General features: G+C 35.6%; 34 protein-coding genes. 32 read left to right on the top strand and 2 right to left on the bottom strand.

The window, feature by feature from the left end; translation table 11 throughout:
* Positions 1-280: 280 nt before the first annotated feature.
* From MKY29_RS12315 to spo0A, 22 genes are all read left to right on the top strand, one after another.
* Positions 281-703: a hypothetical protein gene (locus MKY29_RS12315; protein ID WP_093496642.1), complete on the top strand. Its 423-nt coding sequence runs from the start codon at positions 281-283 to the stop codon at positions 701-703.
* Between the two features lie 72 nt (positions 704-775).
* Positions 776-1,837 (top strand): M24 family metallopeptidase, encoded by a 1,062-nt coding sequence (locus tag MKY29_RS12310; RefSeq protein WP_093496643.1) that lies wholly within the window; start codon positions 776-778, stop codon positions 1,835-1,837.
* 15 nt (positions 1,838-1,852) lie between these two features.
* Positions 1,853-2,413 (top strand): elongation factor P, encoded by a 561-nt coding sequence (gene efp, locus MKY29_RS12305; protein WP_090563694.1) that lies wholly within the window; start codon positions 1,853-1,855, stop codon positions 2,411-2,413.
* 353 nt (positions 2,414-2,766) lie between these two features.
* Positions 2,767-2,976 (top strand): SpoIIIAC/SpoIIIAD family protein, encoded by a 210-nt coding sequence (locus MKY29_RS12300; RefSeq protein ID WP_090563692.1) that lies wholly within the window; start codon positions 2,767-2,769, stop codon positions 2,974-2,976.
* Between the two features lie 3 nt (positions 2,977-2,979).
* Positions 2,980-3,363 (top strand): hypothetical protein, encoded by a 384-nt coding sequence (locus tag MKY29_RS12295; protein WP_139219710.1) that lies wholly within the window; start codon positions 2,980-2,982, stop codon positions 3,361-3,363.
* A 14-nt stretch (positions 3,364-3,377) separates the two neighbouring features.
* Entirely contained in the window at positions 3,378-4,289 is a 912-nt protein-coding gene (locus MKY29_RS12290) for a stage III sporulation protein AE (protein WP_090563688.1), read from the top strand.
* 504 nt (positions 4,290-4,793) lie between these two features.
* The gene (locus tag MKY29_RS12285) at positions 4,794-4,931 is read left to right on the top strand and encodes a hypothetical protein (RefSeq protein ID WP_241600037.1); all 138 of its coding nucleotides are present in this window, start codon (positions 4,794-4,796) and stop codon (positions 4,929-4,931) included.
* Position 4,932: 1 nt separating this feature from the next.
* Positions 4,933-5,463, top strand: a complete 531-nt coding sequence (locus MKY29_RS12280) for a SpoIIIAH-like family protein (RefSeq protein WP_241600038.1) — start codon at positions 4,933-4,935, stop codon at positions 5,461-5,463.
* 640 nt (positions 5,464-6,103) lie between these two features.
* Positions 6,104-6,601, top strand: a complete 498-nt coding sequence (gene accB, locus MKY29_RS12275) for an acetyl-CoA carboxylase biotin carboxyl carrier protein (protein WP_241600039.1) — start codon at positions 6,104-6,106, stop codon at positions 6,599-6,601.
* 13 nt (positions 6,602-6,614) lie between these two features.
* Positions 6,615-7,967: an acetyl-CoA carboxylase biotin carboxylase subunit gene (gene accC / locus MKY29_RS12270; protein WP_093496647.1), complete on the top strand. Its 1,353-nt coding sequence runs from the start codon at positions 6,615-6,617 to the stop codon at positions 7,965-7,967.
* A 15-nt stretch (positions 7,968-7,982) separates the two neighbouring features.
* Positions 7,983-8,375: an Asp23/Gls24 family envelope stress response protein gene (locus tag MKY29_RS12265; protein ID WP_093496648.1), complete on the top strand. Its 393-nt coding sequence runs from the start codon at positions 7,983-7,985 to the stop codon at positions 8,373-8,375.
* A 116-nt stretch (positions 8,376-8,491) separates the two neighbouring features.
* On the top strand, positions 8,492-8,866 hold the full coding sequence (nusB, locus tag MKY29_RS12260) for a transcription antitermination factor NusB (protein WP_090563681.1): 375 nt from the start codon (positions 8,492-8,494) through the stop codon (positions 8,864-8,866).
* 30 nt (positions 8,867-8,896) lie between these two features.
* Positions 8,897-9,754, top strand: coding sequence for a bifunctional methylenetetrahydrofolate dehydrogenase/methenyltetrahydrofolate cyclohydrolase FolD (gene folD / locus MKY29_RS12255; protein WP_241600744.1), 858 nt, complete (start codon positions 8,897-8,899; stop codon positions 9,752-9,754).
* A 569-nt stretch (positions 9,755-10,323) separates the two neighbouring features.
* Entirely contained in the window at positions 10,324-11,682 is a 1,359-nt protein-coding gene (gene xseA / locus MKY29_RS12250) for an exodeoxyribonuclease VII large subunit (RefSeq protein WP_241600743.1), read from the top strand.
* A 5-nt stretch (positions 11,683-11,687) separates the two neighbouring features.
* Positions 11,688-11,909, top strand: a complete 222-nt coding sequence (gene xseB / locus MKY29_RS12245; RefSeq protein WP_241600742.1) for an exodeoxyribonuclease VII small subunit — start codon at positions 11,688-11,690, stop codon at positions 11,907-11,909.
* Positions 11,902-12,786 carry a polyprenyl synthetase family protein gene (locus MKY29_RS12240; protein WP_340879952.1) on the top strand — a complete coding sequence of 295 codons (885 nt, stop codon included), beginning with the start codon at positions 11,902-11,904 and terminating at the stop codon, positions 12,784-12,786. Before xseB ends, MKY29_RS12240 begins: the two co-directional genes overlap by 8 nt.
* 87 nt (positions 12,787-12,873) lie before the next feature.
* Positions 12,874-14,769, top strand: a complete 1,896-nt coding sequence (dxs, locus tag MKY29_RS12235; protein ID WP_241600745.1) for a 1-deoxy-D-xylulose-5-phosphate synthase — start codon at positions 12,874-12,876, stop codon at positions 14,767-14,769.
* Positions 14,766-15,584, top strand: a complete 819-nt coding sequence (locus MKY29_RS12230) for a TlyA family RNA methyltransferase (RefSeq protein ID WP_340879951.1) — start codon at positions 14,766-14,768, stop codon at positions 15,582-15,584. The genes dxs and MKY29_RS12230 overlap by 4 nt, the downstream gene beginning before the upstream one ends.
* Positions 15,585-15,686: 102 nt before the next feature.
* A complete protein-coding gene (gene ahrC / locus MKY29_RS12225; protein ID WP_093496654.1) occupies positions 15,687-16,136 on the top strand; it encodes a transcriptional regulator AhrC/ArgR in 450 nt (149 codons plus the stop codon).
* A 16-nt stretch (positions 16,137-16,152) separates the two neighbouring features.
* Complete coding sequence (recN, locus tag MKY29_RS12220; protein WP_340879949.1) at positions 16,153-17,856, top strand: DNA repair protein RecN; 1,704 nt, start codon at positions 16,153-16,155, stop codon at positions 17,854-17,856.
* A gap of 186 nt (positions 17,857-18,042) precedes the next feature.
* On the top strand, positions 18,043-18,999 hold the full coding sequence (locus tag MKY29_RS12215) for a SpoIVB peptidase S55 domain-containing protein (protein WP_093496656.1): 957 nt from the start codon (positions 18,043-18,045) through the stop codon (positions 18,997-18,999).
* A 225-nt stretch (positions 19,000-19,224) separates the two neighbouring features.
* Positions 19,225-20,016, top strand: coding sequence for a sporulation transcription factor Spo0A (gene spo0A, locus MKY29_RS12210; protein WP_093496806.1), 792 nt, complete (start codon positions 19,225-19,227; stop codon positions 20,014-20,016).
* Between the two features lie 386 nt (positions 20,017-20,402).
* Here the strand turns inward: spo0A and MKY29_RS12205 are convergent, their stop codons facing one another.
* Together MKY29_RS12205 and MKY29_RS12200 are read right to left on the bottom strand one after the other, a co-directional pair.
* Positions 20,403-20,633: a helix-turn-helix transcriptional regulator gene (locus MKY29_RS12205; protein ID WP_340879948.1), complete on the bottom strand. Its 231-nt coding sequence runs from the start codon at positions 20,631-20,633 to the stop codon at positions 20,403-20,405.
* 102 nt (positions 20,634-20,735) lie between these two features.
* Complete coding sequence (locus MKY29_RS12200; protein WP_340879947.1) at positions 20,736-21,095, bottom strand: helix-turn-helix domain-containing protein; 360 nt, start codon at positions 21,093-21,095, stop codon at positions 20,736-20,738.
* 187 nt (positions 21,096-21,282) lie between these two features.
* Between MKY29_RS12200 and MKY29_RS12195 the strand changes: the two genes are divergently transcribed.
* The 10 genes from MKY29_RS12195 (at position 21,283) to MKY29_RS12150 (ending at position 25,685) form a co-directional block, all read left to right on the top strand.
* Positions 21,283-21,471, top strand: a complete 189-nt coding sequence (locus MKY29_RS12195) for a helix-turn-helix transcriptional regulator (RefSeq protein ID WP_340879946.1) — start codon at positions 21,283-21,285, stop codon at positions 21,469-21,471.
* A 143-nt stretch (positions 21,472-21,614) separates the two neighbouring features.
* Entirely contained in the window at positions 21,615-22,316 is a 702-nt protein-coding gene (locus MKY29_RS12190; protein WP_340879945.1) for a hypothetical protein, read from the top strand.
* Positions 22,304-22,483: a hypothetical protein gene (locus MKY29_RS12185; protein WP_340879944.1), complete on the top strand. Its 180-nt coding sequence runs from the start codon at positions 22,304-22,306 to the stop codon at positions 22,481-22,483. The genes MKY29_RS12190 and MKY29_RS12185 overlap by 13 nt, the downstream gene beginning before the upstream one ends.
* Positions 22,476-22,697: a hypothetical protein gene (locus tag MKY29_RS12180; RefSeq protein ID WP_340879943.1), complete on the top strand. Its 222-nt coding sequence runs from the start codon at positions 22,476-22,478 to the stop codon at positions 22,695-22,697. Before MKY29_RS12185 ends, MKY29_RS12180 begins: the two co-directional genes overlap by 8 nt.
* Positions 22,698-22,710: 13 nt before the next feature.
* The gene (locus MKY29_RS12175; RefSeq protein WP_340879942.1) at positions 22,711-22,932 is read left to right on the top strand and encodes a hypothetical protein; all 222 of its coding nucleotides are present in this window, start codon (positions 22,711-22,713) and stop codon (positions 22,930-22,932) included.
* Positions 22,933-22,934: 2 nt separating this feature from the next.
* On the top strand, positions 22,935-23,531 hold the full coding sequence (locus MKY29_RS12170; RefSeq protein WP_340879941.1) for a hypothetical protein: 597 nt from the start codon (positions 22,935-22,937) through the stop codon (positions 23,529-23,531).
* Positions 23,532-23,537: 6 nt separating this feature from the next.
* On the top strand, positions 23,538-23,729 hold the full coding sequence (locus MKY29_RS12165; protein ID WP_340879940.1) for a hypothetical protein: 192 nt from the start codon (positions 23,538-23,540) through the stop codon (positions 23,727-23,729).
* Between the two features lie 85 nt (positions 23,730-23,814).
* Positions 23,815-24,288 (top strand): siphovirus Gp157 family protein, encoded by a 474-nt coding sequence (locus MKY29_RS12160; RefSeq protein ID WP_340879939.1) that lies wholly within the window; start codon positions 23,815-23,817, stop codon positions 24,286-24,288.
* A 16-nt stretch (positions 24,289-24,304) separates the two neighbouring features.
* Entirely contained in the window at positions 24,305-25,246 is a 942-nt protein-coding gene (locus MKY29_RS12155; protein ID WP_340879938.1) for an AAA family ATPase, read from the top strand.
* Positions 25,239-25,685 (top strand): DUF669 domain-containing protein, encoded by a 447-nt coding sequence (locus tag MKY29_RS12150; protein ID WP_340879937.1) that lies wholly within the window; start codon positions 25,239-25,241, stop codon positions 25,683-25,685. Before MKY29_RS12155 ends, MKY29_RS12150 begins: the two co-directional genes overlap by 8 nt.
* Positions 25,686-25,740: the final 55 nt, after the last annotated feature.

Here is a 25,740-nt window from a genome sequence, read left to right as displayed (position 1 = left end):
AGAGAGGATGATCGTGATTAACGTCACAATCATCTTCTCTTTTTTCAAAAAATTAATCGAGATTACTTGTCTGTCTTTCTCTTATAAATACCTCAAATTTAGGGTTCATTTGATTCATTCTAGTACTTGAATGTTGGATACACAATATGATCTGCCATATAAATTCTTTATAATGATAAAGCACAAGCTGATAAGCCCTTATCACTTGTGCTTTTATTTTATTCCTACGTTTAATAACTAGTCCATTCGCTTAAACTATGGAAAAACAAAGGAGATTTACATGAAAGGATTATCAATTAGTACTAGTCTCGTTGCAGCAATTTTCACGACCATTCTATTTAAATTTCTGGATTATTTCCAATTTATTAAATGGGATCCTATAGGATATACAAAGACGTTTCAATTTTTAAAAGGGAGCAACGTATATGTTAAATGGATAATTTTGTTTTTAGTCATATGGGGGATTTGTTTTCTTTTATATTATGTTTGTTTATTGTTTGCCAAAATTCCAGTGTCCATAACTAGTATTGCTTTGGGTCTCCTAATCGCCATAGCACTTGAATGGATTATTTTAGATGCAGATTCAATAGAGAAAACAATAAAAAAATTATCTATACCATTTATATGTATAGTTATTGTTGCTGTTCGTTTCATCATGGAATCAGCGATATTTCACTCCCAGGACACCCCACTTGGAAAATGAAAAATTTACCGCCCCCACTTACTGTGATAAAATATATAAATAGGATATTTTAAAATGAGAAGAGGGCTAAAAATGAAACTTGGTAAATTACGTGCAGCACTTGAAGAAAACGGAGTAGATGCTTTATTAATAACAAATGGTCATAGCATACGATATATGACAGGATTTACTGGAACAGCTGGTGTAGCAATCATTTCTAAAAATGACGCTATGTTTATAACGGATTTCCGTTACACAGAGCAAGCAGCGAGTCAAATCAAAGATTTTCGTATAGTACAACATAAGAAAACAATAATCGAAGAAATTGCTACTCAAGTTACAGATATGGGGATAAACTCATTAGGATTTGAAAAAAATGATGTCACTTATAGCGACTTTGAACTATACAAACAAGCAATACAAGCCGATTTAGTACCACTATCAGGACTTGTTGAAAAAATTCGCTTGATTAAGACGGACGAAGAGATTAGTATAATAAAGGCAGCTTGTCGTATTGCTGATGAAGCATATGAATATATCTTAACTTACATAAAACCAGGTATGACCGAGCTTGATGTATCCAATGAATTGGAATTTTTCATGCGTAAAAAAGGAGCAACTTCCTCTTCCTTTGATATAATAGTTGCTTCTGGAACACGTTCAGCACTTCCGCACGGGGTTGCTACTGATAAGGTCATTGAAAATGGAGATTTTGTAACATTAGATTTCGGTGCATTATACAATGGGTATATTTCAGATACTACACGTACGTTAGCTGTTGGAGAACCAAGTGATAAATTGAAAGAGATTTATCAAGTAGTCCTCGACTCACAGCTACTGGCTTTAGAAAAAGTTAAACCTGGAATGACTGGGAAAGAAGCAGATGCTATTGCTAGGGATTATATAGCTTCAAAAGGTTACGGTGAAGCATTCGGTCACTCATTAGGTCATGGGATCGGATTAGAAGTACATGAGGGTCCGGGATTATCATTCCGTTCTGATATTGTTTTGGAGCCAGGTATGGTTATTACGATAGAACCAGGTATTTATCTTCCGAACATTGGTGGAGTGCGAATCGAAGATGATGCTCTTGTTACGGAGAATGGTTTAGAAAAGTTAACGCATTCGACAAAAGAATTACTAATTTTATCTTAATTTGGAGGGAAAATAATGATTTCAGTAAATGATTTTAAAACAGGCTTAACAATACTAGTTGATGGGGTACTATACAGAGTATTGGATTTCCAACATGTTAAACCTGGTAAAGGCGCAGCATTCGTACGCTCTAAATTGAGAAATTTACGTAACGGTTCAGTAAATGAAAAAACTTTCCGTGCTGGAGAAAAAGTAGAAAAAGCACAAATTGATAACCGTAAAATGCAATATCTATATGCTAGTGGAGATCAACATGTATTCATGGATACAGATTCTTACGAACAAATCGAATTAGGTGAAAACCAAATTGAATACGAACTAAAATTCTTACGCGAAAATATGGAAATACATGTAATTCAATTCCAAGGAGAAACATTGGGAGTAGAATTACCAAAAACGGTTATTCTTGAGGTAACAGAAACAGAGCCAGGTATCAAAGGAGATACTTCAGGTGGCGGTTCTAAAACTGCTAGTCTTGAAACTGGTTTAGTAGTAACGGTTCCATTGTTTATAAATGTTGGTGATAAACTAATCATCAATACAGATGAAGGCTCATACGTATCAAGAGCTCAATAATTTAATGTATACAATGTAGAGTCTCACATTTGTGAGGCTTTTTTTTAACGAAGAATTACTTAGAAGTCCTAGTATTTAAAAGAATAATATCTATAAGAGAGGGACGTTTTCGCTGCAATCAAAATATGTAGTAGTTAAAACCGCCAGGAAGCTTACGAACGCCCAGGACACTGGTGTATACGCCCTCGCCCCTCAGCGATTTGCCTAATGAACTGCTATATCCACCTGATCCCGATTTAGGAAAGACTTGTCGATCTAAAGACAATCAGAAACGAATTAAAAGTGGTTTAGTACTTTCTTTCATAATCCATCTAAATCCATCATATGTTGTTTGTATGGAAGGGGGAGGCATTGTGGAACTTCACGATGTACTTCGAGTTGCGGGTATTGGTTTATTAATAGCAATACTTCACTTGTTTTTTGAATCCACTGGTAAAAAGGAGTTTGCATTTTTTTTGTTTTTTGTTGGTTATATATATATGACAATTGAATTATTGCGACTGTTGAAACTATTTTTTTACGAAATATCTACATTTTTAGAATGGCTTATGATGACGAGTTAGCTAATGGTCATTTACATTACAATTATTCTAGCATTTGTTTTGCTGCAATTAGTAAAAGAAACATACCCTCGCATTCATTCAATTGTATATACGATTTACATTTTTCTCTTTTTAACTTATATATTCACGGTACTTATCATTCCTTATGTCTCCCAGTACATCTCCGTCATTCCAGCAAATCTACTACCGGTCTTTAAACTACTTTTATTTTCAGTCGTATTATTATTTCTTTCACAGATCATCGAAGAACTTTTTTTGGACTATGAATATACAAGCCTTGCCTCGCTATTCACTTTTACGACAAAAGCTATTTTGCTCATTGTCTGGCTAAATCATATGCAGCAATTCTATGACAAGTTTTTATCAATTTTGGGACTACTCTCTTGAAGGAATGAACAGCAATGGAAGAAATACTAATGTCTTTACTGCAGCCTATAAAAGAGGTAGCACAAACATTTTCGTACATTCTATTATTTGGATTTGTCTTTATATGTCTAGAGTGGTTTATTCCGTCGAGTAAAAGATTGTTTAAATTATTATTTATGCTCATAGTATGCATCTACTGTTTGGAACCCGCTATTCGAGCATTAGAAATGATACAGGCTATGACGAGTGAACTAGTTACTCTCTTCCTTGGTATATATCCCATTTTAACACTCGGGATTGCTGCTTCAGGAGGAGCATTTCTAATTACATCATGGAATCCAGCTGTTATGTTATTTGCTTCCTTCACTACAGTATTAGCTGGGAAAATTTTAATACCTGCCATTATGGCTGCTTTTATATTTGACTTAATAAGTAGAATTCATCCTCCTACTTCATTTTCCAAAATGTCTGATCTCATCCGTTTAACTTTAATAGGATCTACTTCTATTATTCTTCTCTTATATAGTATTTTCATGTCAGTGAACGGTGTGATTACGTGGTCTGTAAGTGGGACCGTTAATGAGACTGTAAAGCGGTTAATTCAAAATAATATTCCGTTTGTCGGATCTTTATTGACGGAAAGTATTAGTACGATGAAGAACTTTTCCTCCTCTGCTTCAGTTATAACTGGAAACGCAGTTATTCTATCTGTGCTAATGTTGGTATCTATTCCAACCATACAAACAATTCTTATTGCTTTTTTATACCGTTTACTAGGTGCTATTTTAGAGCCTTTTGTTGACGGCAATATAAGTGGACTACTAGATGATATTGGTAAGACGCTGTTCGTACTTTCTATAATTTCAGTGCTAATTGCGTTTACGTTTTTCTTTACAATTATTTTAACGATGTTATTTGCAAAACTATTAATAAGTGGGAAAGGATAGTAACCATCGTCGTTACGACACTTCTCTTAGGTATTTTAATGATTGTTCTAATTGGAGAGTTAATCTCTATATTATTGGAGCATACCGATAAAGAAAGGAACGGATTTCTTGTGAAAATTGCAATTATCTATTGGATTCTTTCCTTTCTCTTCATATAAACAGGTTGTCTTGCATAAAGTATTGTAACCATCATGAAAAGAAGGGTGATTCACAATTTCATTCAAACAAAAACCCACTTTTCGTTTTGTTGTCATTTGTATAGCTGTTCTTTTCATTAGTCTACTTTTTTCTGACCTACTTACTCGTGATGAAGGGAGCAATATTGAAACCGAAGTTCCAGCCTATCAAGACTCAGAAAATCTAATATCTATTTTAGAAAAGATTAATGGGGTAGGTAAGGTTGCAGTTTATTTTCATTACGATGTTAGTTCTGAAAACACTTCGGAAAGTGATGATCTTTCATTATTCCAGTGGACAAGTGACAGTAAAAAGGACAAAGAGGAATTGATTGGAATACTAGTAGTTGCGGAAGGGGCGAACGATAAACGTATACAAAATAGTTTAATAAAGACACTTTCATCTGTACTGCAAATATCTCCACATCGAATTGTGATAGAAGAAATGGAATTGGAGGATAAATAATATGAATAGAAAAAGATCTGTATGGTTTTTAACATTATTTAGTTTAGTAGCAGTAGTGACGGTTTTCTATGTATCGGATCGACCATCTCCATTCGATGGGATTCAACTATTTTCCGATGATACGTTAGATGAGGTAGGGTTAGTAGAAACTTCGTCGACAAATGAAGAATCATTTGCTTCTAAAAGTAATGCATTTGAAGAAATGAGAATGGAAGTAACTGAAAAACGCAGTCAACTTCGTGATCAATTAACTACAAAAGTAGGTTCCAATGAATTTACTGCGGAACAAAAAGACGAGGCATATAACCAAATTGAGGAACTAGTTAAAATTGATTCCACTGAAGCGATGCTGGAATTAATCATCAAGTCATTAGGTTATGATGACGCATTAGTTCGTATAGAAGAAAGTGATGTTTTTATAGATGTTGTATCAAATGAACAATCGACTAAAAAAGCATCAGAAATTATTTATCAGGTTAAACGTGAGTGGCCAGAAGCTTATAATGTTGAAGTAAGTTTTGATGGTCAGTAATCTATAAAAAGATTAAAATACTTAGTATATAGTAATTTAGAAGAGTGCCTGAATAGGCGCTTTTTTTTTTTAGTATATAAAATAGTAAGTGAGCACTGGTTTCATGATCCTTAAAGGATGAATGACCGAGCCCATATTCATTTGCAGTGAACCTTCCGCTTTTCATTAGTAGTGCTCAATAATATATTTTACATAGCAATTGATGTTATAAGAAGCAGGGACATCTCATCCGTAAATTCCGGTAGGTAATTGTTAAACGTAGTTAACTCACTAAACAAAAAGTAATTTAAACTATTGAGATAAGGAGTAATTTCATTATAAGAGTATTGGACGACAAAGATCTAGTTGGAGTCCAGCTGACAGACAAAAGACATAAGTTACCGAGAAAAGATAGACCAGTCTTGACCATACTTATTAAGAGCTTCTAAAAATCAATGACAATAATATAACGAACAGTACTCATTCCGAAGCCTAATGAAAAGCTTAAAAACAGTTTTTGAACTATAAAGACGAAGCTTCTTTTTGTCCGGTTTTATTTATTATTTCAGAATAATTAACCCTATCTATTTCAAATTTGCAGGAAAACGTCTAAAATAGAAAATGGAGCAATTAATAATGTAGATTAAAGGGGAATAGCTAAATGAAGATTCAAGAAATAAGAGAAATTATTAAACTAGTCGATCAGTCGTCATTAGATGAATTTTTATACGAATCAGAAGGTACAAAAATTAAACTGAAAAAAAATGCAAAAGGTACTGTAAATTCTAATAGTGAAACATTTGATAGTTCATCAATTGTAGAACAACCAAAACAAGTAGAGGTAAAAGCCCCTATCGTTCAAGAAATACCAAAAGAACCTGTTGTAGTAGAAACTGCCGAAGATGTAGCGGATAGCTCATTACATACCATTATTTCACCAATGGTTGGTACGTTTTATCAATCCTCTTCTCCAGATGCAGCCGCATACGTTGAAGTTGGTACGAAAGTATCGTCTGATTCTATTGTCTGCATCGTAGAAGCAATGAAGCTGTTCAATGAAATTGAAGCGGAAATTGATGGAGAAGTAGTAGAGATTCTTGTGAAAGACGGACAACTAGTTGAATATGGTCAACCTCTGTTCCTCGTTAAAGGAAACTAAGAAAGGAGCAAGGATGATGAAAAAAGTACTAATTGCGAATCGCGGAGAAATAGCTGTCCGTATAATACGTGCATGTAAAGAATTAGATATTGAAACTGTTGCTGTGTATTCAGAAGCAGATCGTGAAGCACTTCATGTTCAAATTGCTGATGAAGCTTACTGTATTGGTCCGAGACTTTCAAAGGATTCCTATTTAAACTTCTCGAATATTATAACTGTAGCAAAACTAACTGGCTGTGAGGGAATTCATCCTGGTTATGGATTCCTAGCAGAGAATGCCGAGTTTGCTGAGCTATGTGAAGAGTGTGATATTAAATTTATCGGACCAACTTCTTCTGCTATTAAAAGTATGGGGATTAAAGATGTTGCTAAAGAAACAATGCAAAAAGCAGGAGTTCCAACAGTGCCAGGATCTAAAGGCATTGTAGAAACCGATGAGGATGCTTTGAAGGTTGCGAATGAAATTGGTTTTCCAGTAATTATTAAAGCTACTGCTGGTGGCGGTGGTAAAGGAATCCGTGTAGCTAAAGATGAAGAAGATCTCCTAAAAGGAATTAAAATAACTCAAAAAGAAGCGGCAGCAGCATTTGGCAACCCTGGCGTTTACTTAGAGAAATATATTGAAGTATTCCGTCACGTAGAAATTCAAGTGTTAGCTGATGGCCACGGAAACGCGGTCCACTTAGGAGAGCGCGATTGTACTGTTCAGCGTCGCATGCAAAAACTAGTGGAAGAAGCACCATCACCAGCATTGTCCGAAGAGCTTCGCGCTGAAATGGGAGAAGCTGCTGTGAAGGCAGCGCTTGCTGTTGGTTATGAAAGTGCAGGTACAGTAGAATTTATCTTTGATCATATTGAACAAAAATTCTACTTTATGGAAATGAACACACGTATTCAAGTGGAGCATCCTGTCACAGAAATGATTACAGGTGTAGATTTGATCAAACAAATGCTTTTAGTTGCAGCTGGTGAAAAATTGCCTTTCGAACAAAAAGATATTAAACTTAATGGATGGTCAATTGAATGTCGTATTAATGCAGAGAACCCTGCGAAAAACTTTATGCCTTCTCCAGGACTAGTTGAGTTTTATTTACCTCCAGGTGGGTTAGGAGTTCGAGTAGATTCAGCTGTATACCCAGGTTATACGATACCACCATTCTATGATTCGATGGTTGCTAAGCTTATAGTACATGCTGCAACTCGAGAAGAAGCAATCGCTAAAATGAAACGTGCACTAAGCGAATTTGCTGTTGAAGGGGTCGAAACTACGATTGGATTTCATTCGAAGCTCATGAATCATGAAGTATTTGTGTCAGGGGATTTTGACACGAAATTCTTAGAAAAATATGATGTAATGAATTCATAATAAGGAGTGAAGGATATGACAGAAACTACTGAACAAAAATATGTTCAAATGACTCCTGAAGGAAAAGAGTATTTAGGGACAATAGAAATTGCTCCCGAAGTAATTACAGTAATTGCTGGAATTGCTACAAATGAAGTAGAAGGTATAGCTGGTACACGAGGAAACTTTGCAGCAGGAGTAGTAGAACGCTTAGGGAAAAAAGTACATGGCAAGGGGATTAAAACGGAGATAAACAATGAAGGATTATTTATCGACGTATATTGCCTTGTGAAATATGGCTCATCTGTTCCTATCGTTGCAAGAGAAGTCCAATCCCAAATTCGCCAATCAATCGAGAATATGACGAGTTTGACACCTAAAGAAGTGAATGTACATATAACAGGTGTTCAATTCGATACAGTAGAATAAAAGAGAAAGAGCTATCCGTTAGATGGCTCTTTCTTTTTTTTGCCTTTCTAATACACATACTACAAAAAAATATGCTATGATTGTCTAGATAGTTACATTTAAAGGAGAACTAAATAATGAAACGAAGACAAGCGAGAGAATTAGCATTACAAGCATTATTTCAATTAGACAATCATGAAATTTCCATAGAAGAAGCTATTGGACATGTTACGGAAGAAAAAGATTCCTTCCTAACTCAAGTAGTGTCTGGAGTCGTGAATCACAAAGAGGAAATAGATGCTTCTTTAACAGATAAACTAGAAAACTGGTCGCTTTCCAGACTTCCGAAAATTGAACGTACAGTGCTAAGAATAGCAGTATTTGAGTTACTATACACTGAAGAAACACCAGCAAAAGTTGTAATTAATGAAGCACTAGAAATTTGTAAAGTATTTGGAGACGAGAAATCAAGTCGTTTCGTAAATGGTGTTTTATCTAAATACGCAGAGTAATAATCTACATTGACTTAAGGAGCGTTTGAAGTGTCTACTAATAAAATTGATGGAAAACAAATTGCAGGATTAGTTACAGAAAAAGTGAAAGAACGTGTTGAAAACCTAAAATCTAAAGATATCGTTCCAGGACTAGCGGTTGTTTTAGTAGGGAGCAATCCAGCATCACAAACTTATGTAAACAATAAAGCAAAGACATGTGAACGTTTAGGCATGTATTCCGTATTAATTGAGCTAGACGAAAATATTTCTGAATCGGAGCTTCTTAAAAATGTAGAGGCACTTAACCAAGATGATAAAATTCATGGTATTTTAGTTCAATTACCATTGCCTTCACAAATTGATGAAGACCGAGTAATAGCAGCTATTTCTCCATTAAAAGACGTGGATGGTTTCCACCCAGAAAATGTTGGGAAAATGATGATTGGCCAACAATCTTTCCTTCCTTGTACACCTTTTGGCGTGATGAAATTACTTGAATATAGTGATGTAGGAATTGCAGGAAAACATGCTGTTATTATTGGTCGAAGCAATATTGTTGGTAAACCGATGGGGCAATTATTATTACAAAAAGATGCGACAGTTACCTACTGTCATTCTAGAACAAAAGATTTACATTCATTTACTAAGCAAGCTGATATTTTAGTTGTAGCAACTGGTCGAACTAAAATGATTGATGCTAGTTATATTAAAGAAGGTGCAGTTGTTATTGATGTAGGCATCAACCGTGACGAGAACAATAAGCTTTGCGGAGATGTAGATTTTGATTCCGCACAGGAGGTAGCTTCGCTGATTACCCCAGTACCTGGTGGAGTAGGTCCAATGACAATCGCGATGCTTATGGAAAATACTTGTTTAGCAGCTGAAAATACATTAACTAATAAATAATTGGTGAGCTGTTTTTCTATGAAAGACAGCTTTTACCATGAAGGATAAACCTACTTTTTTATGTAATCCGTTAACGCTACTGATTTCCGTTACATGTGGACGCTTTCCATGGGCGAGGCCGAGCCTCCTCGGTAGCTACGCTCCCTGCGGGGTCTCGACTTTCTCGCTTATCCCGCTGGAGTCGCCACATTTCACTCCAATCAATAAATTGAGTTTAACTGCAATTAGATTTTGTAAAGCCTATCGCTAGGTAGAAATAGATTAAGATTTAGCATAGATAAATTGGACTTCTAAAAGCTGTTGAAATTAGAGATGCTACTAATTTTATCTGATATTTTATTTAATTATCCTTTCAAAGTGGATTTCGTTGATTGAAGCGCAAAGAGGGACTCCAGTGGGAACAGCGCGAGCTAAAAGCCCCGCAGGAACGAAGTGACGAGGAGATTGAAGCCGTGCCAACGGAAAGCGTCCGCCTGAAGCGAAAATCAACGGTGTCTCTATAGTTACTTTTCTTTAAAGGAATGGGGCGCCTGACGCTTTTCTAATTATACTAATGGAGTTGTATTTTTGTGACTACAGAACCGAGTAAGTACTTAACTGTAAAAGCCCTAACTAAATACATAAAGCGAAAATTTGATGCTGATACGCATCTACGAGATGTGTACGTAAAAGGAGAACTTTCCAATGTGAAAGTTCATTCTAGCGGACATATCTATTTTACGCTTAAAGACGATGCTGCTCGACTTACTTCTGTCATGTTCGCGATGAATGCCAAATCATTAAAATTTGTACCTGAAAGTGGCATGAATGTACTCGTTCGAGGAGATATAAATGTATTCGAAGTAGCTGGTCAATATCAATTATACGCTGCTACTATACAGCCAGACGGTATAGGGGAGCTTTTTTTAGCATTTGAACAATTAAAAAAGAAATTGCAGCAAGAAGGGCTTTTTCATCCGAGTCGTAAAAAACCAATTCCAACATTCCCTAAAAAAATTGGTGTAGTCACCTCTAAAACTGGAGCAGCTATACGGGATATCTTAACAACATTAGAACGTCGGTACCCTATTTCCGAAGTGATTGTATTTCCTAGTATTGTTCAAGGACCTCAAGCTGCGCCTTCCATTGTTAAGTCTATTGAAAGAGCAAACCAAAACAATGATATGGACGTTTTAATCGTTGGACGAGGTGGCGGTTCCATTGAGGATCTATGGGCTTTCAACGAGGAAGTAGTAGCAAGAGCAATTGCAAATAGTAGAGTTCCAATCATAAGTGCTATTGGTCATGAAACAGATACAACTATCGCTGATTTTGTTTCAGATTTAAGAGCCCCGACCCCAACAGCAGCTGCTGAAATGGCAGTGCCAAGCAAAGAAAACCTTATGCAAAATATTTTATCATTTGAATCGGCAAGCTTACATTTTATCACTAAGCGGATAACAGATGAAAAAAACAGATATAAACGAGCAATGGAATCACCGATAATGGCAACTCCCGAGAAATTATATCGTCCTTTTATTGAAAGGTTTATTCGTACAGAGCAACAGTTACAAAGAGAAACAAACCTTCTTTATAACAGTAAGCATCGAGATTTCTTGCAGGTTCAAAATAGATTTTCTCAATTATCTCCACAAAAATTAATCGATCAACATCATAAATCTGTCCAGTCAATAACTAACCAATTGAACCAAGCATCACTATCCACGTTTGAAAAATATCGTCAGCAATTTGTTGGCTCTATACGTACTTTAGAAGCGTTAAATCCGTTGAAGATTATGGACCGTGGATACAGTATTATATTTAAAGAGGGTAAACTAGTTAAATCCGTGGAAAATGTAAAGAAAGATGATTCAATATTTATTACATTACAAGATGGTCAATTAGAAGCTATCGTTAGGCAAGTTGAAGTGAAAGAAAGTGGGGACTAATACTAATGACTAAGAAGGAAATTCTATTCGACGAAGCAATGCTGCAATTAGAAAATATAGTTCGCCAGCTAGAACAAGGTGATGTACCTTTAGAAAGTGCTATAGAACTATACCAAAAAGGTATGGAGCTTTCCAAAGTATGTAGTGACAAGTTGCAAAAAGCGGAAAAACAACTAGTAACATTTATAGATGAAAACAAAGAAGACGTTGGTGCGGACAATGAGTAATCTATTAACTTCATTTATACAAACCAATCAGCCGCTTATTGAAGAAACATTACATGATCTTATAAAAGATATAAAGGCGCCACAGCCTCTAAAAGATGCTATGCTGTATTCACTTCAAGCAGGTGGGAAAAGAATTAGACCATTATATACACTTGCAGTTTTAAAAGAGCTAGATATTCAGAATGAGGACGCACTTATTGTTGCAAGTACGATTGAAATGATTCACACGTATTCACTCATTCATGATGATTTACCTGCGATGGATAATGATGATTTACGACGTGGAAAACCAACCAATCATATTGTATTTGGCGAAGCACTTGCTATATTAGCAGGAGATGCACTTGTAACGATTGCTTTTGGTATTATTGCTAGACTTCAAAATATTTCCCCTCAGCTAAAAGTAGATTTAATCGAAAAGTTAAGCTGTTCTGCGGGTGCAGAAGGAATGGTTGGCGGTCAAGTATTAGATATGCTAGGTGAAGGTCAAAATTTAACATTAGAGCAATTGGAAGAGATTCATGTAAATAAAACAGGGGCCCTATTATCCTACAGTATTTTAGCAGGAGCTATCATTGCAAATGTTCCAGGAGAAGTAATGAGTGCATTAAAAAAATATGCATTTCATATTGGTCTTGCTTTCCAGATTCAAGATGACATTCTAGATGTAGAAGGTACATCGGAACAGTTGGGTAAAACTGCTGGTAAAGACTTAAAAAGCGAAAAAAATACATACCCTTCAATTTTGACTATTGAAGGTGCAAAAAGAGAACTTCAAAATCAGTATAACCAAGCTTTCCATGCCTTAGAGAATGTTCAAATGCACAATGGTTTACTAGTAGAGTTTGCCAATTACATTACGAAAAGATCAAAATAGTAGCGAATAATTTGTTTTTTATACAATTATTGCTATGATATTAACTAGTTGTAAAGAAGGAAATCTAATAGAAGGTGTGTGATGGCAATGGATTTAACTTCAATTTCTAGCCCATCCTTTTTAAAAAGTTTAGATAATGAACAATTAAAGGAACTTAGTGAAGATATTCGATCGTTTTTAATAGAAAATTTAGCCGTAACAGGTGGGCATATTGGGCCGAACTTAGGAGTAGTAGAACTAACAATTGCTTTGCATAAATCATTCAATAGCCCAGAAGACAAATTTCTGTGGGATGTTGGACATCAAGCATATGTCCATAAGATTTTAACAGGGCGAGCGAGTCAATTTGATACACTGCGTCAATTTAAGGGATTATGTGGGTTTCCAAAGCGTATTGAAAGTGAACATGATGTATGGGAAGCAGGGCATAGCTCAACTTCACTTTCTGCAGCAATGGGGATGGCAAAGGCTAGGGATATTCAAAACAAGAAAAATTATGTTGTACCAATAATTGGAGATGGTGCTCTTACTGGAGGTATGGCATTAGAGGCTTTAAATCATATTGGACATGAAAAAACCGATATGACAGTTATTTTAAATGACAACGAAATGTCTATCGCACCTAATGTAGGGGCTCTCCATAATGTGTTAGGTAGATTACGTACTCATGGAACTTATAACAAGGCAAAAGATGAGTTAGAATCATTGTTGAAAAAAATCCCAGCAGTTGGTGGAAAACTTGCAGTTACAGCAGAGCGGGTGAAAGATAGTCTAAAGTATTTACTAGTTTCAGGAGCATTTTTTGAAGAACTAGGATTTACCTATCTCGGTCCAATCGATGGTCACGACTTTGTAGCATTAGAAGAAAACTTACAATATGCAAAGAAAATGAAAGGTCCAGTAATTCTACATGTTATAACGAAAAAAGGAAAAGGTTATAAACCTGCGGAGCTTGATAAAATAGGTACATGGCATGGAACAGGTCCATATAAAATGGAAACTGGTGATTTTGTCAAATCAACTTCAAAAGGACCTTCATGGAGTGCATTAGTTGCCGAAACTGCGAGGAAGCTTGCGCGAACAGACAAACGTATTGTAGCAATTACTCCTGCAATGCCAGTAGGTTCCAAGTTAGAAGGGTTTGCTTCTGAGTTTCCAAATCGCATGTTCGATGTAGGTATTGCAGAACAGCATGCTACTACAATGGCTGCAGGTATGGCTGCAGATGGTATGAAACCGATGCTTGTCATTTACTCGACGTTTCTTCAACGTGCTTACGATCAAATTCTTCATGATATCTGTCGACAAAACCTAAATGTTGTCATTGGTATTGACCGTTCTGGCTTAGTCGGAGCAGACGGAGAAACGCATCAAGGGGTATTTGATATTTCCTTCTTACGTCATATGCCGAATATGGTCATTATGATGCCCAAGGATGAAAATGAAGGACAGCATATGGTTAAGACTGCCTTCGATTATTCGGATGGACCAATAGCACTTCGTTATCCAAGAGGAAATGGTCTTGGCGTTCCTATGGATGAAGAATTGAAAACTATTCCAATTGGTTCTTGGGAAGTACTAAAAGAAGGTACACAGGCAGCTATTCTTACATTTGGAACAACTATACCAATGGCTATGAAGGCTGCGGAAATTCTTTCAAAAAATAATGTTTCAGTAGAAGTTATTAATGCGCGTTTTATAAAACCATTAGATGGAGAAATGCTTCGAGACCTACAGGCTCGTAATATTCCTATCGTTACATTGGAAGAGAGTGTTCTTCAAGGTGGTTTCGGTAGTGCAGTAATAGAGTTTTATAATGAACATAACATACATGCAAATGTTCACCGAATGGGTATTCCAGACATCTTTATCGAACATGGTGAGGTAAATCAATTGCTGGAAGAAATTCATATTACTTCAGATGAGATTGTAAAGGTAGTGACCAGCAAAGTAAGTGAATCTTCAAGGTATATCTCATCATGACTAAAATACCGAAAGAAAGAGTAGACGTATTATTAGTCGAACAAGGATTATTCGAAACAAGAGAAAAGGCTAAACGTGCGATAATGGCAGGACTTATTTATAAAAACGAAGAGCGAATTGATAAACCTGGAGAAAAGGTGGAAAATACCTCTGTTTTAACTGTAAAAGGTCAGGTATTAAAGTATGTAAGCCGTGGTGGATTAAAGCTAGAAAAAGCATTGGATCAATTTAACTTAAGTATAAAAGACAGAATTATGCTTGATATCGGTTCTTCTACTGGTGGCTTTACAGATTGTGGTTTGCAAAATGGTGTTAAGCATGCCTATGCGTTAGATGTGGGAAGCAACCAATTAGCATGGAAAATAAGGCAAGATGCTCGTGTAACTGTAATGGAAAAAACGAATTTTAGATACTCAACTCCTGCAGACTTTTTAGAGGGTTTACCATCATTTGCATCAATTGACGTATCATTTATTTCCTTAAAACTTATCTTTCCGACATTAAAAACAATTTTAGTACCTAATGGAGATGTAATTGCTCTTGTAAAGCCTCAATTCGAGGCAGGCAAGGATCGCGTAGGGAAAAAAGGAGTAATAAGAGATAAGGCAGTCCATGTTGATGTTTTGAATGACATAGCTAATTTTGCGGAAAGTCAGCGTTTTCGATTAAAAAACGCTTCTTTCTCACCTATAACTGGCGGAGAGGGAAACATAGAATTTCTATTTCATCTCACGAATATTCTAGGTGAAGAATTTCCACCGCATCAGATAGATTTTGCAAAACTAGTAGACGAAGCACATCAACTACTTAAATAACTTGCGGCTCTTGTGAAAGAGTCGCTTTTTTCTTGTTACTTTTCCAATCCAATGCTATTGTATAAAGTAAACAGTATAAATATACAATGAGGTGAACCCAATATGAATAAGGGACAACGACATATTCGCATAAGAGATATTATTGGAAAGCACGAAATTGAAACACAGGATGATTTAGTCGATTTTCTAAAAAATGCGGGATATAATGTCACTCAGGCAACAGTATCGAGAGATATTAAAGAACTTCATTTAGTTAAAGTGCCATTGCCAAATGGTAATTATAAATATAGTTTACCTGCAGACCAACGCTTTAATCCTATACAAAAACTACGAAGAGCATTATCTGATGCGTTCGTTAGTATTGATGGAGCTAGCCATTTCTTAGTAATGAAAACATTACCTGGTAATGCACATGCAATAGGGTCCTTGATAGATTACTTAGATTGGCCAGAAATTTTAGGAACTATTTGCGGTGACGATACTTGTTTGATCCTATGTAGGCAGGAACAAGATAGTCAAACTATTAAAGATCGCTTACTCGAAATGCTCTAAAATGAGGTGAAAACAATTGCTGAAGGAACTAACGATAAAAAACTTTGCGATTATTGATGAATTGACCGTCAGTTTTGAAGAAGGACTTACTGTGCTTACCGGGGAAACTGGAGCAGGAAAGTCTATTATAATTGATGCTGTGCATTTGTTATGTGGTGGTAGAGGCTCACATGAATTCATTAGACATGAAGCTAAAAAAGCTGAGTTAGAAGGCTTGTTTATTATTTCCAATCCCCATCATGGTGTTGTGAGAAAACTGGCAGACGTTGGTATTGATATTGAAGATGAATCTATCATTTTAAGAAGAGATATCAACCAGTCAGGCAAAAGTGTCTGCAGAGTCAATGGGAAACTTGTAACAATTGGTATTTTAAGAGAAATTGGTGCTTCATTAATAGATATTCATGGGCAGCATGAGAGTCAGGAATTAATGGATGATAAAGCACATATTCATTTATTGGATCAATTTGCTGGAGAAAATCTAAAAGAAGTGAAAGAATCTTATCAAGAACTTTATAAGCAATACAAAAAGTGGAAAAAAGAACTAGATAAATTATCGGAGAACGAACAACAGATTGCTCATAAAATTGATTTATACACGTTTCAGGTAGAAGAAATAGTCGATTCAAATTTAGTCATTGGAGAAGAGGAGCAACTACAGGAACAGAAAAAGAAATTACAAAATTTCCATAAGGTTTTCGACAAAATGAGTACTGCGTATGATGCTATTTTGGCGGAATCCAAAGGTTTAGATTATATAGGAACGGCAATGGCTGATCTTCAGGATATAGCAGATGTCGATAAAAATATGATGGAGCTAAGCGAAAACGTATCATCAGCTTTTTACATATTGCAAGATGCAGCCTATCAACTAAAAAATGAATTAGATGAAATGGAATTTGATAACAATCAGTTACAAATCGTAGAAGAACGTTTAGCTGCTATCCAAACCTTGAAAAGAAAATATGGTTCAACTATTGAAGAAATTTTACAATACAAAGACCAAATTCAACACAGTTTAGATCAGTTAGTGAATCGTGATGAGCAAATTCAAAAAATGACTGAAAAAATACGTCAAATTGAAATTGATTTAGAACTAGAGGCAAATGACTTAACGGATAAACGTAAAAATGCTGCTAAACATTTAAGCGTTGCCATCATGGAGCAATTACAGGAACTATACATGGAAAAGGCAACTTTCTCGGTTATGTTTCATGAATCAGTTAAACCAGTTTACAATGAAAATGGGTTAGACGATTTATCGTTTTATATTTCAACGAATGTAGGAGAACCTCTGAAGTCATTAACTAAAATTGCTTCCGGTGGGGAACTATCACGTATGATGCTTGCTCTTAAAAGTATTTTCTCCGAGCATCAAGGCATTACATCTATTATTTTCGATGAGGTTGATACAGGAGTAAGTGGACGTGTTGCGCAATCAATAGCAGAGAAAATTTCAGGAATTGCTTCGAATTCACAAGTACTTTGTATTTCTCATTTACCACAAGTTGCTGCAATGGCAGATCAGCATTTAATGATTAAAAAAGAAGTCAGTGGTAATCGGACATTTACTGTATTAGAAGAAGTCCAAAATGAAAAACGAGCAGAAGAGCTTAGTCGGATGATGTCTGGTGCGGAAATTACAAGCACCACTTTACAGCATTCGAAAGAGCTTTTAAAATTAGCGAAAAATAGAAAAAAAATTATAAGAAATCTTTAAAGACCTTGTGATCAAGGTCTTTTTTTTACCATGTTTTAAAAGATCCCAACATTCCCACTTCAATGTTTGAGCCAAAACAAAATCTTTAGGGTAAAAAAACCATTGATTTCAGTTTTATTTTATCAATTATTTACCTTTCATAGCCGACATTTTGTAGGACATAGTATCAATATAGGGAGGTGAAATATGAAGAAAAACTATCGTAAATGGTCGCTAATTCCACTACTCTTCTTTACTTTATTCTTCGCGAACAATTCAGCTTTTGCAGAGGAAACTTCAGTAGTACCACTAGGACAGTCCATTCAAATTGATTTACAATATGGTTCTGTTTTTGTAAGCAGTGATGTTTTACTTTCAGATGATGAATGGTTGCGAACTGGTGATTTGATTCATCTGATCAATGATAAGCCAGTGACAAATCTGATGGACGTAAAAAGTAATATAAAAGATAGTACACAAATTATTATCCAGTATGAGCATAAAAAAGAAAAGTATACGAAAAGTATAAGTTCAGTTCAAATGGTGAAATTGCTTCCTTTTTTGAAAGATGCTACAGAAGGTATTGGTACTTTAACCTATTTTGACCCCATTACGAAAGAATTTGGTGCGTTAGGTCACCAAATAGTGGACCAACAATCCGGAATAACTCCGAATTTTTCGGAGGGATCCATATATTTATCTTCGATCGAACAGATAAAGAAAAGTACGCCTGGAAAACCTGGCTATAAAATAACCTCCCATAACTCAAATACTTTACCAATCGGTGGAGTAAATGAAAATAATGTATACGGTGTTTTTGGAAAATTGGACAATAGTGCATTAGAAAATATATCCATGCAACAAGTAGAAATTGTAGATCAAGAAGAAATAAACACAGGTAAAGCAGTTATGAGGACCTCAATCGATGGTGAAAAAGTACAAGATTTTGCAATAGAAATTTCTTCAGTAGAAGGCCATATTTTTCAATTTACAGTAACCGATAAGAAGTTGCTTCAAAAGACGGGCGGTATTCTACAAGGTATGAGTGGAAGTCCAATCATGCAAAAAGATAAACTAGTCGGAGTCGTAACTCACATGTATGTAGATAAACCAGAAAATGGTGCAGCATTAGCAATAACAGAAATGATGAAAAAGAATCCATGATAAAATAAAAAGGATAGACTCCGTTTTTTTTGGGTCTATCCTTTTTATTGTTTTAGATATAAGATGAAATAAAGATAATTCGACATTGTTGTTGTAATATTCAAAAATTTGTCGCAATATAACGAAAATGTATTATAAAAGCCTTATTTTTAATAAGAATAAAGGATATTAGGAAATTAAAGAGAATAGTATCTGAGTGAAAAATTACAAAAGGTGGATGAGAAAATGGAAAAGGTAAAAATTGCAATTGTAGATGACAATAAAGACTTAATTCGTACGATGGAATCCTACTTTGATCAGCATCCTGAAATCGAGATAATAGGGACTGCAGCAAATGGGAAACTTTGTTTAGAACTTTTAGAGAATATTCAGCCGGATGTATTACTACTCGACATTATAATGCCACATTTAGATGGAATTGCTGTTTTAGATAATCTACAAAAAGACAATAAACTTAAAGATATCCAAGTAATCATGCTCACCGCGTTTGGACAAGAGGATGTCATGAAACAAGCTGTAGATTTGGGAGCATCCTATTTTATGCTGAAGCCTTTTGAATTCGAACGCTTAGTAACTCAAATTAAACAAGTAGCAGCCAAAAAAGGTTTTGTTCAAGAAGCGCCTGTAAAAACTAGTCCCGAGAAAGAAGCATTACAAAATAAGCGTATGATTGACAATACAATAACGAATGTTATTAAAGAGATTGGTGTTCCTGCACATATTAAAGGATACTCCTACCTACGAGAGGCTATCCAAATGGTTTATAGTGATATTGAATTGCTAGGCTCCATTACAAAGGTTTTATATCCAGAAATAGCTAAAAAATTTCAAACGACACCATCTCGTGTAGAACGAGCAATTAGACATGCTATAGAGGTAGCGTGGAACCGTGGAAACTATGAAACTATTTCTAAATTGTTCGGCTACACTGTCCATCATTTAAAATCAAAACCTACTAATTCAGAGTTTATAGCAATGATCGCAGATAAAATTCGTATGGAGAATATGGCTAGTTAAGGTAGTGGTGTCAAGGGTTTGTCCATCATTTCTGTGGATGATACTGCAATGAATTTTCGCCATCATTCCGATAAATTTTAAGAAAACATAGCAACAAAGATTTTATAAAATAATAATATTAAGCGACCTATATTTATTATTGTGGTCGCTTTTTTGTTGCGCAAAACTTATTATGTGTAACCCACTCCTTTAAAGGTTTTATTCGAAAACAAAAATAATTTTCCTAAAACAGAACAGTCGTTCGCATTTATTGTAAATTTCATGTTATACTAGACCCATAAAATAAAAATATGATAAACAAATGGACAGTAGACTGAATAATTGTGATAATTAGAATGTAAGTCAAATGACAGACTCTTGGCGATGAGTAGACCTAAATCTACTCATTATTGTCTCTTTTTCCGCTCATCTACGTAAATCCATTCGTACAAGTCATCTATATCGCAACCTAAAATGGTTGCAACATTTTTGGCAATCGGTAATGACATAATACGACGACCAAATACATAATGATTGACTTGTTGCTTGGTAACGTTCAGCTTATACGCTAATTCTTGTTGAGTCATGTTAGCTTGTTTAAGCTTGTCGGATAAGAGACATTTGCCGACATCATGCAATTACTAGCCTACCACCTAACTGGGAGATGTTTCGTTATGAAAAAGAAGGAAACCATCGATTTAAAACACTTGATAGAAGAATTAAAAAAGTTGCTTGCCAATTCAAAGTGATTTGTTTTTTAGCATGCGGATCAGTCGAACCGCTTCCTTAATTTCATCTTCTGTAGCTTCTAAACCGTCCACAGTGATATCGTATTTTTGCGCCAGAGTAGAAGGGGATAAATCTTCTTCAACAAGAATATTCCCTTCTGCATCTGTGAAACCGTCACCAAAGAAATAATTAGGGTTTACTTGATATACTTCCGAAATACTTTTTATTAATTCTACAGATGCTCCGTATTTTCCACGCTCGACTTTTGATAAATTACTATAATCATAATTAACCTTTTCCGCTAAATCTTTTAGGGTATCTTTGTTTTCCATTCTTATTTTTTTAATTTTTATTCCAATATGTTCCTTCAAGTGCACCAACTCCCCCATCACATTATACCGAATTGGTCAGACAAACCAAATGTAAATACATCAATTTCATAGCTAATTTGTTAAATTGACCAATTTTGTTGTTGACATGGTTAGATTAACCAATTATACTAAGGTTAATACATTGGTTAATACAACCAATTCAGTGTATGACAGGGGTGAGATTAATATGCGAAACAATATTGCTAATATTCGAAAGGAGAAAGGGATTTCAAAAGATAACTTAGCTAAGATGGTTGGTATAACTGCAAACTGGTTGCATCACATTGAAAGTGGTAAACGTAAACCAAGTGTTGGAATGCTAGAAAAAATAGCTAAAAATCTAGGAGTACCGATTAAGGATATTTTTTTGGACTAGAATTGGTTAAATGAACCAATAAGGAGGATGGAAGATGACAGCAAGCGCATTAACCACATTTGTTGTAGTTTGCAGTATTACTCTTTATTTATTCGTCGTTAGACCGATTTGGAAATCACTTTAAACGGAATGGGGAGAATCACATGAAGAATAAATTTAGAAATTTAAATGAAAAAGCAAAATTCCATTTAGATCAATTAATACAGGAAATACATCACGTTGCTTATAACGAAGGGTATGAAGCAGGGAAGTTAGTTGGAGCTATTGATAGTGCGGAAGAAATTAACGACAAGTGGTTAGCAGAAAGAAAAGTAAAATCAGCTAATCAACAACGTGCGGAATTGATTGAGATGGCTAAGAAGTTTGTGAAAGATGCAAAGGATAAAATCTGGGGCGGTATTTTAGTAACGATGCCGAATAATGAAGTGAAAATATGCAATGCAGAATTCATAAAAAAAGGGAACAGAACCACTTGCTTATTGAAGGGACAACATACAAATACAGTATTTGCAGTAGGACGAGCAAATTGTGTGAAGGGTGATGTTTATAACGAAAGCATTGGCGAAGTCATTTCTCTATTTAAAGCATTGAAGAAAGATATTCCAGTAGAGTTTTTGGAAGCTGTTCAACCGAGTGAGGTTGTGGAGGGGATGATTGTTGAAGGTATTTATAGAACGACTAGTTACGAGGTAGAACGATTTTATAATGAGCCTAAGTTAAACGGTGAATATGGTAGAGCCTTCTTTGCTAAAGGTTTCGTACAAAACCAGTGGGTAGGTGAGAAACAAGTGAAAGTTATAGACGACACAAACGCACAATACGAGGTTTCCACATGCAAGAACTAACGGGTTATATGTGGGAAATCACAACGGAAAACGGCAAACAATACCGTATCACCGCAGAAGGTTGGAGCCTTGAAGAAGGACTAGCTAACTTCAGAAGGATTCAAGGGTATTCGCAAGAGATCGTTACCATGAATCGTGTAATGAAATTAGGTGAACAAGATGCCTGATATCGAAAATCCAATCGTTAGTAGTCATTATCATCCACAGGAAGAACTAATAGAACCTTCGTACATCTGTGATTGCACGAACACCAAATGCAATGAAGAAGTATATCGGAATTTAGGCAAGGAACATGAAGGTTTCCTATATTGCAGTCATCATTGCATCGGTGAACATTTGGAAAGTGAAGGGATTGTAACGGATCTAAGTATGAGGTATTGAGGGGGGAATTGGAATGAAAACAGTAAATGTAAATTACTTCAAACCAAGCGGTAAATGGTACACAAAAGAAACGATTGAGATTTCTGAGGAATTAAATGGTTACGAAGCATTGTTCAAAGAGATACCAAAACATCATCGAATTAAAAAAATGTTTATGTTGGTGCAAGATAGTGGCGATGACAAAGAACCGTATATTGTACCGCATTTATTTCAACCAACTGAACAGGAGGGATAAAAATGGGACAAGCAAATATAACTGCCAGTTCGTTAATGTCCGAAAAACTACTAAGTTATCTTTATACACAATCTAACAAGACAGATAGAGAGATTGCCGAGTTCTTCAACATTGACCGAACGTACATTGTCAAAGCAAGAAGCGAATTTGGAGTTAATACTCGAATTTCCACAGGGGATATAGGTGAACAAAAGGCAATTAGAAAGTTACGTGCAAAAGGTTTTCGAGTGAAGGATATGAACTTGAAAAACAAGCTAAGTCCATTTGATTTACTGGTGAATGGCAAGGTGAGGGTTGAAATTAAATCAGCTAAGTTTTCAACGAAATTAAAACGTTATTGCTTCGCTTTATCCGAACAGGCAAAACGTAATTGTGTGGAAAGTAATGAACGAATTACATTGCGTAATGGCAGAACGAAAAAGCTATTTTCTAAAACGTGCGATTTCATCATATTTGTTTGTATCGGTAATGGTGAAGACGTGTTCTATGTACTTCCTTCTAATATACTGCCGGATGATATGTCAGCACTCAATATTCGTGTGGACGATGTGAAGTATGCGAGGTTTAAGAATAATTGGGAGTTGCTTAGGAAGGGGTGATACAAAATGATGTTTCCGCTATTAGTCGAAAAGGCTGATTTAGATGAACTTGCAGTAGAAATTGGACCGAATGGAAAGTATCTAGCAAAAGATGGATTGAGCTGGGTTGCATTAAATAAAAATGATGATAAACCTTTCATCGAAACTGTACAAGCATTTGAAACATTTGAATTGGCTTTAAAATGGCTACAAAAATAACCCACCTACTCATTGCAGTGAGTAAAATGGGCGGATTTAAAACAATCGTTAACACCATTATACACGATTAGGAGTGAAAATATACATGAATTTGTTCAATTTAACTGACCAAGAGCTCCAACTCCTTCAAATGTTAGAAGAAGGTCAAGATACAAGCGATACGCTCGAAGCCGTTCAAGAGTTGTCTACGGACAAGCTAGAGGGTTATGCAAAAGTTATTAAAACGCTAGAAGGAAATATAGCAGTGATCCAGTTGGAAACAAAACGACTACAAGCATTACAAACTACACAACAAAATGGTGTAAATCGAATGAAAGAAACGATTTTCAACCACATGCAAGATACAGGTAAGCGAAAAGTGGATGGACAATTATTCAAGTTTTCGATTGCAAAAAATCCTTCCTCATTAGAGATATTGGACGAACAATCTATTCCTAAAGATTACTACGTTACTCCACAACCTGTATTGGATAAAGCAGCAATTAAAGAAGAGTTGAAGTTAGGTCATGAAGTGCCGGGAGTACAACTTAAACAAGGTGAATCATTACGCATTAAATAATAAAGGGGGAATAACCTTGCAAATCAAAAAAGCAAGACGTGAGAAACAGAAAGCCATTATAGGATTCATCGGGCCGAGTGGAAGTGGGAAAACAGTAAGTGCTTTATTAACTGCCTATGGAATGGTAGCAGAAAAGTTTCCAGATGCATCAGATGCAGAACGATGGGAAAAGGTCGGTGTAATCGATACAGAACACTCACGTTCTCAACTATATGTAAATGAAGCGTTTGGGTCTTCCACAATAGGAGAGTTCCTACATTTAGATTTAGCTCCACCATATTCAACGGATCGTTATCAACAAGCAATTGAAATGATGGTCAATGAAGGTGTGGAAGTAGTCGTTATCGATTCACTTTCTCATAACTGGCAAGGTGAAGGCGGTATTGTGGACACTCATGCCAACATGACAGGCAACAGTTTTCAAAACTGGGGTAAATTAGCCGGAGAAACGAACAATTTGGTGAAAACATTAACACGAAATAACATCCACATCTTATGTACGTTACGAACAAAAACGGAATATGTACTGGAACTAAACGATAAAGGCAAACAATCACCTAAAAAAATCGGTACCAAGCCCATGCAGAAAGATGAAATGGAATATGAATTTATGATTAACTTCAACGTTGGTATTGACCACATAGTCGAAACGACTAAAGATAACACACGCCTATTTGAAGGTACTCAATTCATTGTGGATGAAAGCGTTGGTCGTAAGTTATTCAGATGGTTGGAATTGGGACAAGACGTAATGGCGGAGGAACGTGCTGCACGTGAAGCTGAAGATTTAGAACGTAAAACATTGATTGCAAAGATTCTTGCAAAGTCGGCCACAGATGAAGAAGTACAGACGGTCATTACAAATTGTGAATTTAAGTCTAGCAAGAAATTAGCAGAATTTGATATGAAGCTCGTTCAACGAGTAATACAACTAATTGGAGGAATTGACAATGATTGAAATTAACTATGATGAAACTAGCACTAATAAAGGGTTCGAACCTATCTCTAAAGGTGATTATGAAGTGACGATTGTAAATTACGAAATAAAAAAAGCGAATACAGGAAATACAGTTGTCACATTAGATTATGAAATTCGTTCAGATGTCCAACAAGCACATCAAGGAATAAAAGTGCAGTATGACAACTTTACGATAACTGAAAATGCTATGTGGAAAATCAAAAATATTTCCAAAGCACTTGGATTTCCTAATAAATTGAAAGTCTCAGAAAAAGAATGGGGTGATTTGTTGCTAAACAAAAACCTGATTATTACGGTTGGTCATAAGCCAGCTAATGCTGATGGGAAAATATATCCAAAAGTAGATGCTTACAAAGAAACTGCAACATCAGCACCTTCAACAACTGTGATTGTAAATGAATCAGAACTTCCTTTCTAATAATAAAACATCAAGGGGATTAATTTCCCCTTTTCTTTTTACCAACTTTGACTGG

The sequence above is a fragment of the Psychrobacillus sp. FSL K6-2365 genome (assembly GCF_038003165.1).
Lineage (GTDB): Bacteria > Bacillota > Bacilli > Bacillales_A > Planococcaceae > Psychrobacillus > Psychrobacillus psychrodurans.
Note: the sequence above shows the minus strand (reverse complement) of the source record. Positions and strands in the feature narration are given on the sequence as shown.

Excerpts from the sequence above, each read along its gene's own strand:
- MKY29_RS12315 (WP_093496642.1), top strand. The coding sequence starts at position 281 with ATGAAAGGATTATCAATTAGTACTAGTCTCGTTGCAGCAATTTTCACG.
- MKY29_RS12310 (WP_093496643.1), top strand. The coding sequence starts at position 776 with ATGAAACTTGGTAAATTACGTGCAGCACTTGAAGAAAACGGAGTAGAT.
- efp (WP_090563694.1), top strand. The coding sequence starts at position 1,853 with ATGATTTCAGTAAATGATTTTAAAACAGGCTTAACAATACTAGTTGAT.
- MKY29_RS12295 (WP_139219710.1), top strand. The coding sequence starts at position 2,980 with ATGGTCATTTACATTACAATTATTCTAGCATTTGTTTTGCTGCAATTA.
- MKY29_RS12290 (WP_090563688.1), top strand. The coding sequence starts at position 3,378 with ATGGAAGAAATACTAATGTCTTTACTGCAGCCTATAAAAGAGGTAGCA.
- MKY29_RS12280 (WP_241600038.1), top strand. The coding sequence starts at position 4,933 with ATGAATAGAAAAAGATCTGTATGGTTTTTAACATTATTTAGTTTAGTA.
- accB (WP_241600039.1), top strand. The coding sequence starts at position 6,104 with ATGAAGATTCAAGAAATAAGAGAAATTATTAAACTAGTCGATCAGTCG.
- accC (WP_093496647.1), top strand. The coding sequence starts at position 6,615 with ATGATGAAAAAAGTACTAATTGCGAATCGCGGAGAAATAGCTGTCCGT.
- MKY29_RS12265 (WP_093496648.1), top strand. The coding sequence starts at position 7,983 with ATGACAGAAACTACTGAACAAAAATATGTTCAAATGACTCCTGAAGGA.
- nusB (WP_090563681.1), top strand. The coding sequence starts at position 8,492 with ATGAAACGAAGACAAGCGAGAGAATTAGCATTACAAGCATTATTTCAA.
- xseB (WP_241600742.1), top strand. The coding sequence starts at position 11,688 with ATGACTAAGAAGGAAATTCTATTCGACGAAGCAATGCTGCAATTAGAA.
- MKY29_RS12240 (WP_340879952.1), top strand. The coding sequence starts at position 11,902 with ATGAGTAATCTATTAACTTCATTTATACAAACCAATCAGCCGCTTATT.
- dxs (WP_241600745.1), top strand. The coding sequence starts at position 12,874 with ATGGATTTAACTTCAATTTCTAGCCCATCCTTTTTAAAAAGTTTAGAT.
- MKY29_RS12230 (WP_340879951.1), top strand. The coding sequence starts at position 14,766 with ATGACTAAAATACCGAAAGAAAGAGTAGACGTATTATTAGTCGAACAA.
- ahrC (WP_093496654.1), top strand. The coding sequence starts at position 15,687 with ATGAATAAGGGACAACGACATATTCGCATAAGAGATATTATTGGAAAG.
- MKY29_RS12215 (WP_093496656.1), top strand. The coding sequence starts at position 18,043 with ATGAAGAAAAACTATCGTAAATGGTCGCTAATTCCACTACTCTTCTTT.
- spo0A (WP_093496806.1), top strand. The coding sequence starts at position 19,225 with ATGGAAAAGGTAAAAATTGCAATTGTAGATGACAATAAAGACTTAATT.
- MKY29_RS12195 (WP_340879946.1), top strand. The coding sequence starts at position 21,283 with ATGCGAAACAATATTGCTAATATTCGAAAGGAGAAAGGGATTTCAAAA.
- MKY29_RS12190 (WP_340879945.1), top strand. The coding sequence starts at position 21,615 with ATGAAGAATAAATTTAGAAATTTAAATGAAAAAGCAAAATTCCATTTA.
- MKY29_RS12185 (WP_340879944.1), top strand. The coding sequence starts at position 22,304 with ATGCAAGAACTAACGGGTTATATGTGGGAAATCACAACGGAAAACGGC.
- MKY29_RS12180 (WP_340879943.1), top strand. The coding sequence starts at position 22,476 with ATGCCTGATATCGAAAATCCAATCGTTAGTAGTCATTATCATCCACAG.
- MKY29_RS12175 (WP_340879942.1), top strand. The coding sequence starts at position 22,711 with ATGAAAACAGTAAATGTAAATTACTTCAAACCAAGCGGTAAATGGTAC.
- MKY29_RS12170 (WP_340879941.1), top strand. The coding sequence starts at position 22,935 with ATGGGACAAGCAAATATAACTGCCAGTTCGTTAATGTCCGAAAAACTA.
- MKY29_RS12165 (WP_340879940.1), top strand. The coding sequence starts at position 23,538 with ATGATGTTTCCGCTATTAGTCGAAAAGGCTGATTTAGATGAACTTGCA.
- MKY29_RS12160 (WP_340879939.1), top strand. The coding sequence starts at position 23,815 with ATGAATTTGTTCAATTTAACTGACCAAGAGCTCCAACTCCTTCAAATG.
- MKY29_RS12150 (WP_340879937.1), top strand. The coding sequence starts at position 25,239 with ATGATTGAAATTAACTATGATGAAACTAGCACTAATAAAGGGTTCGAA.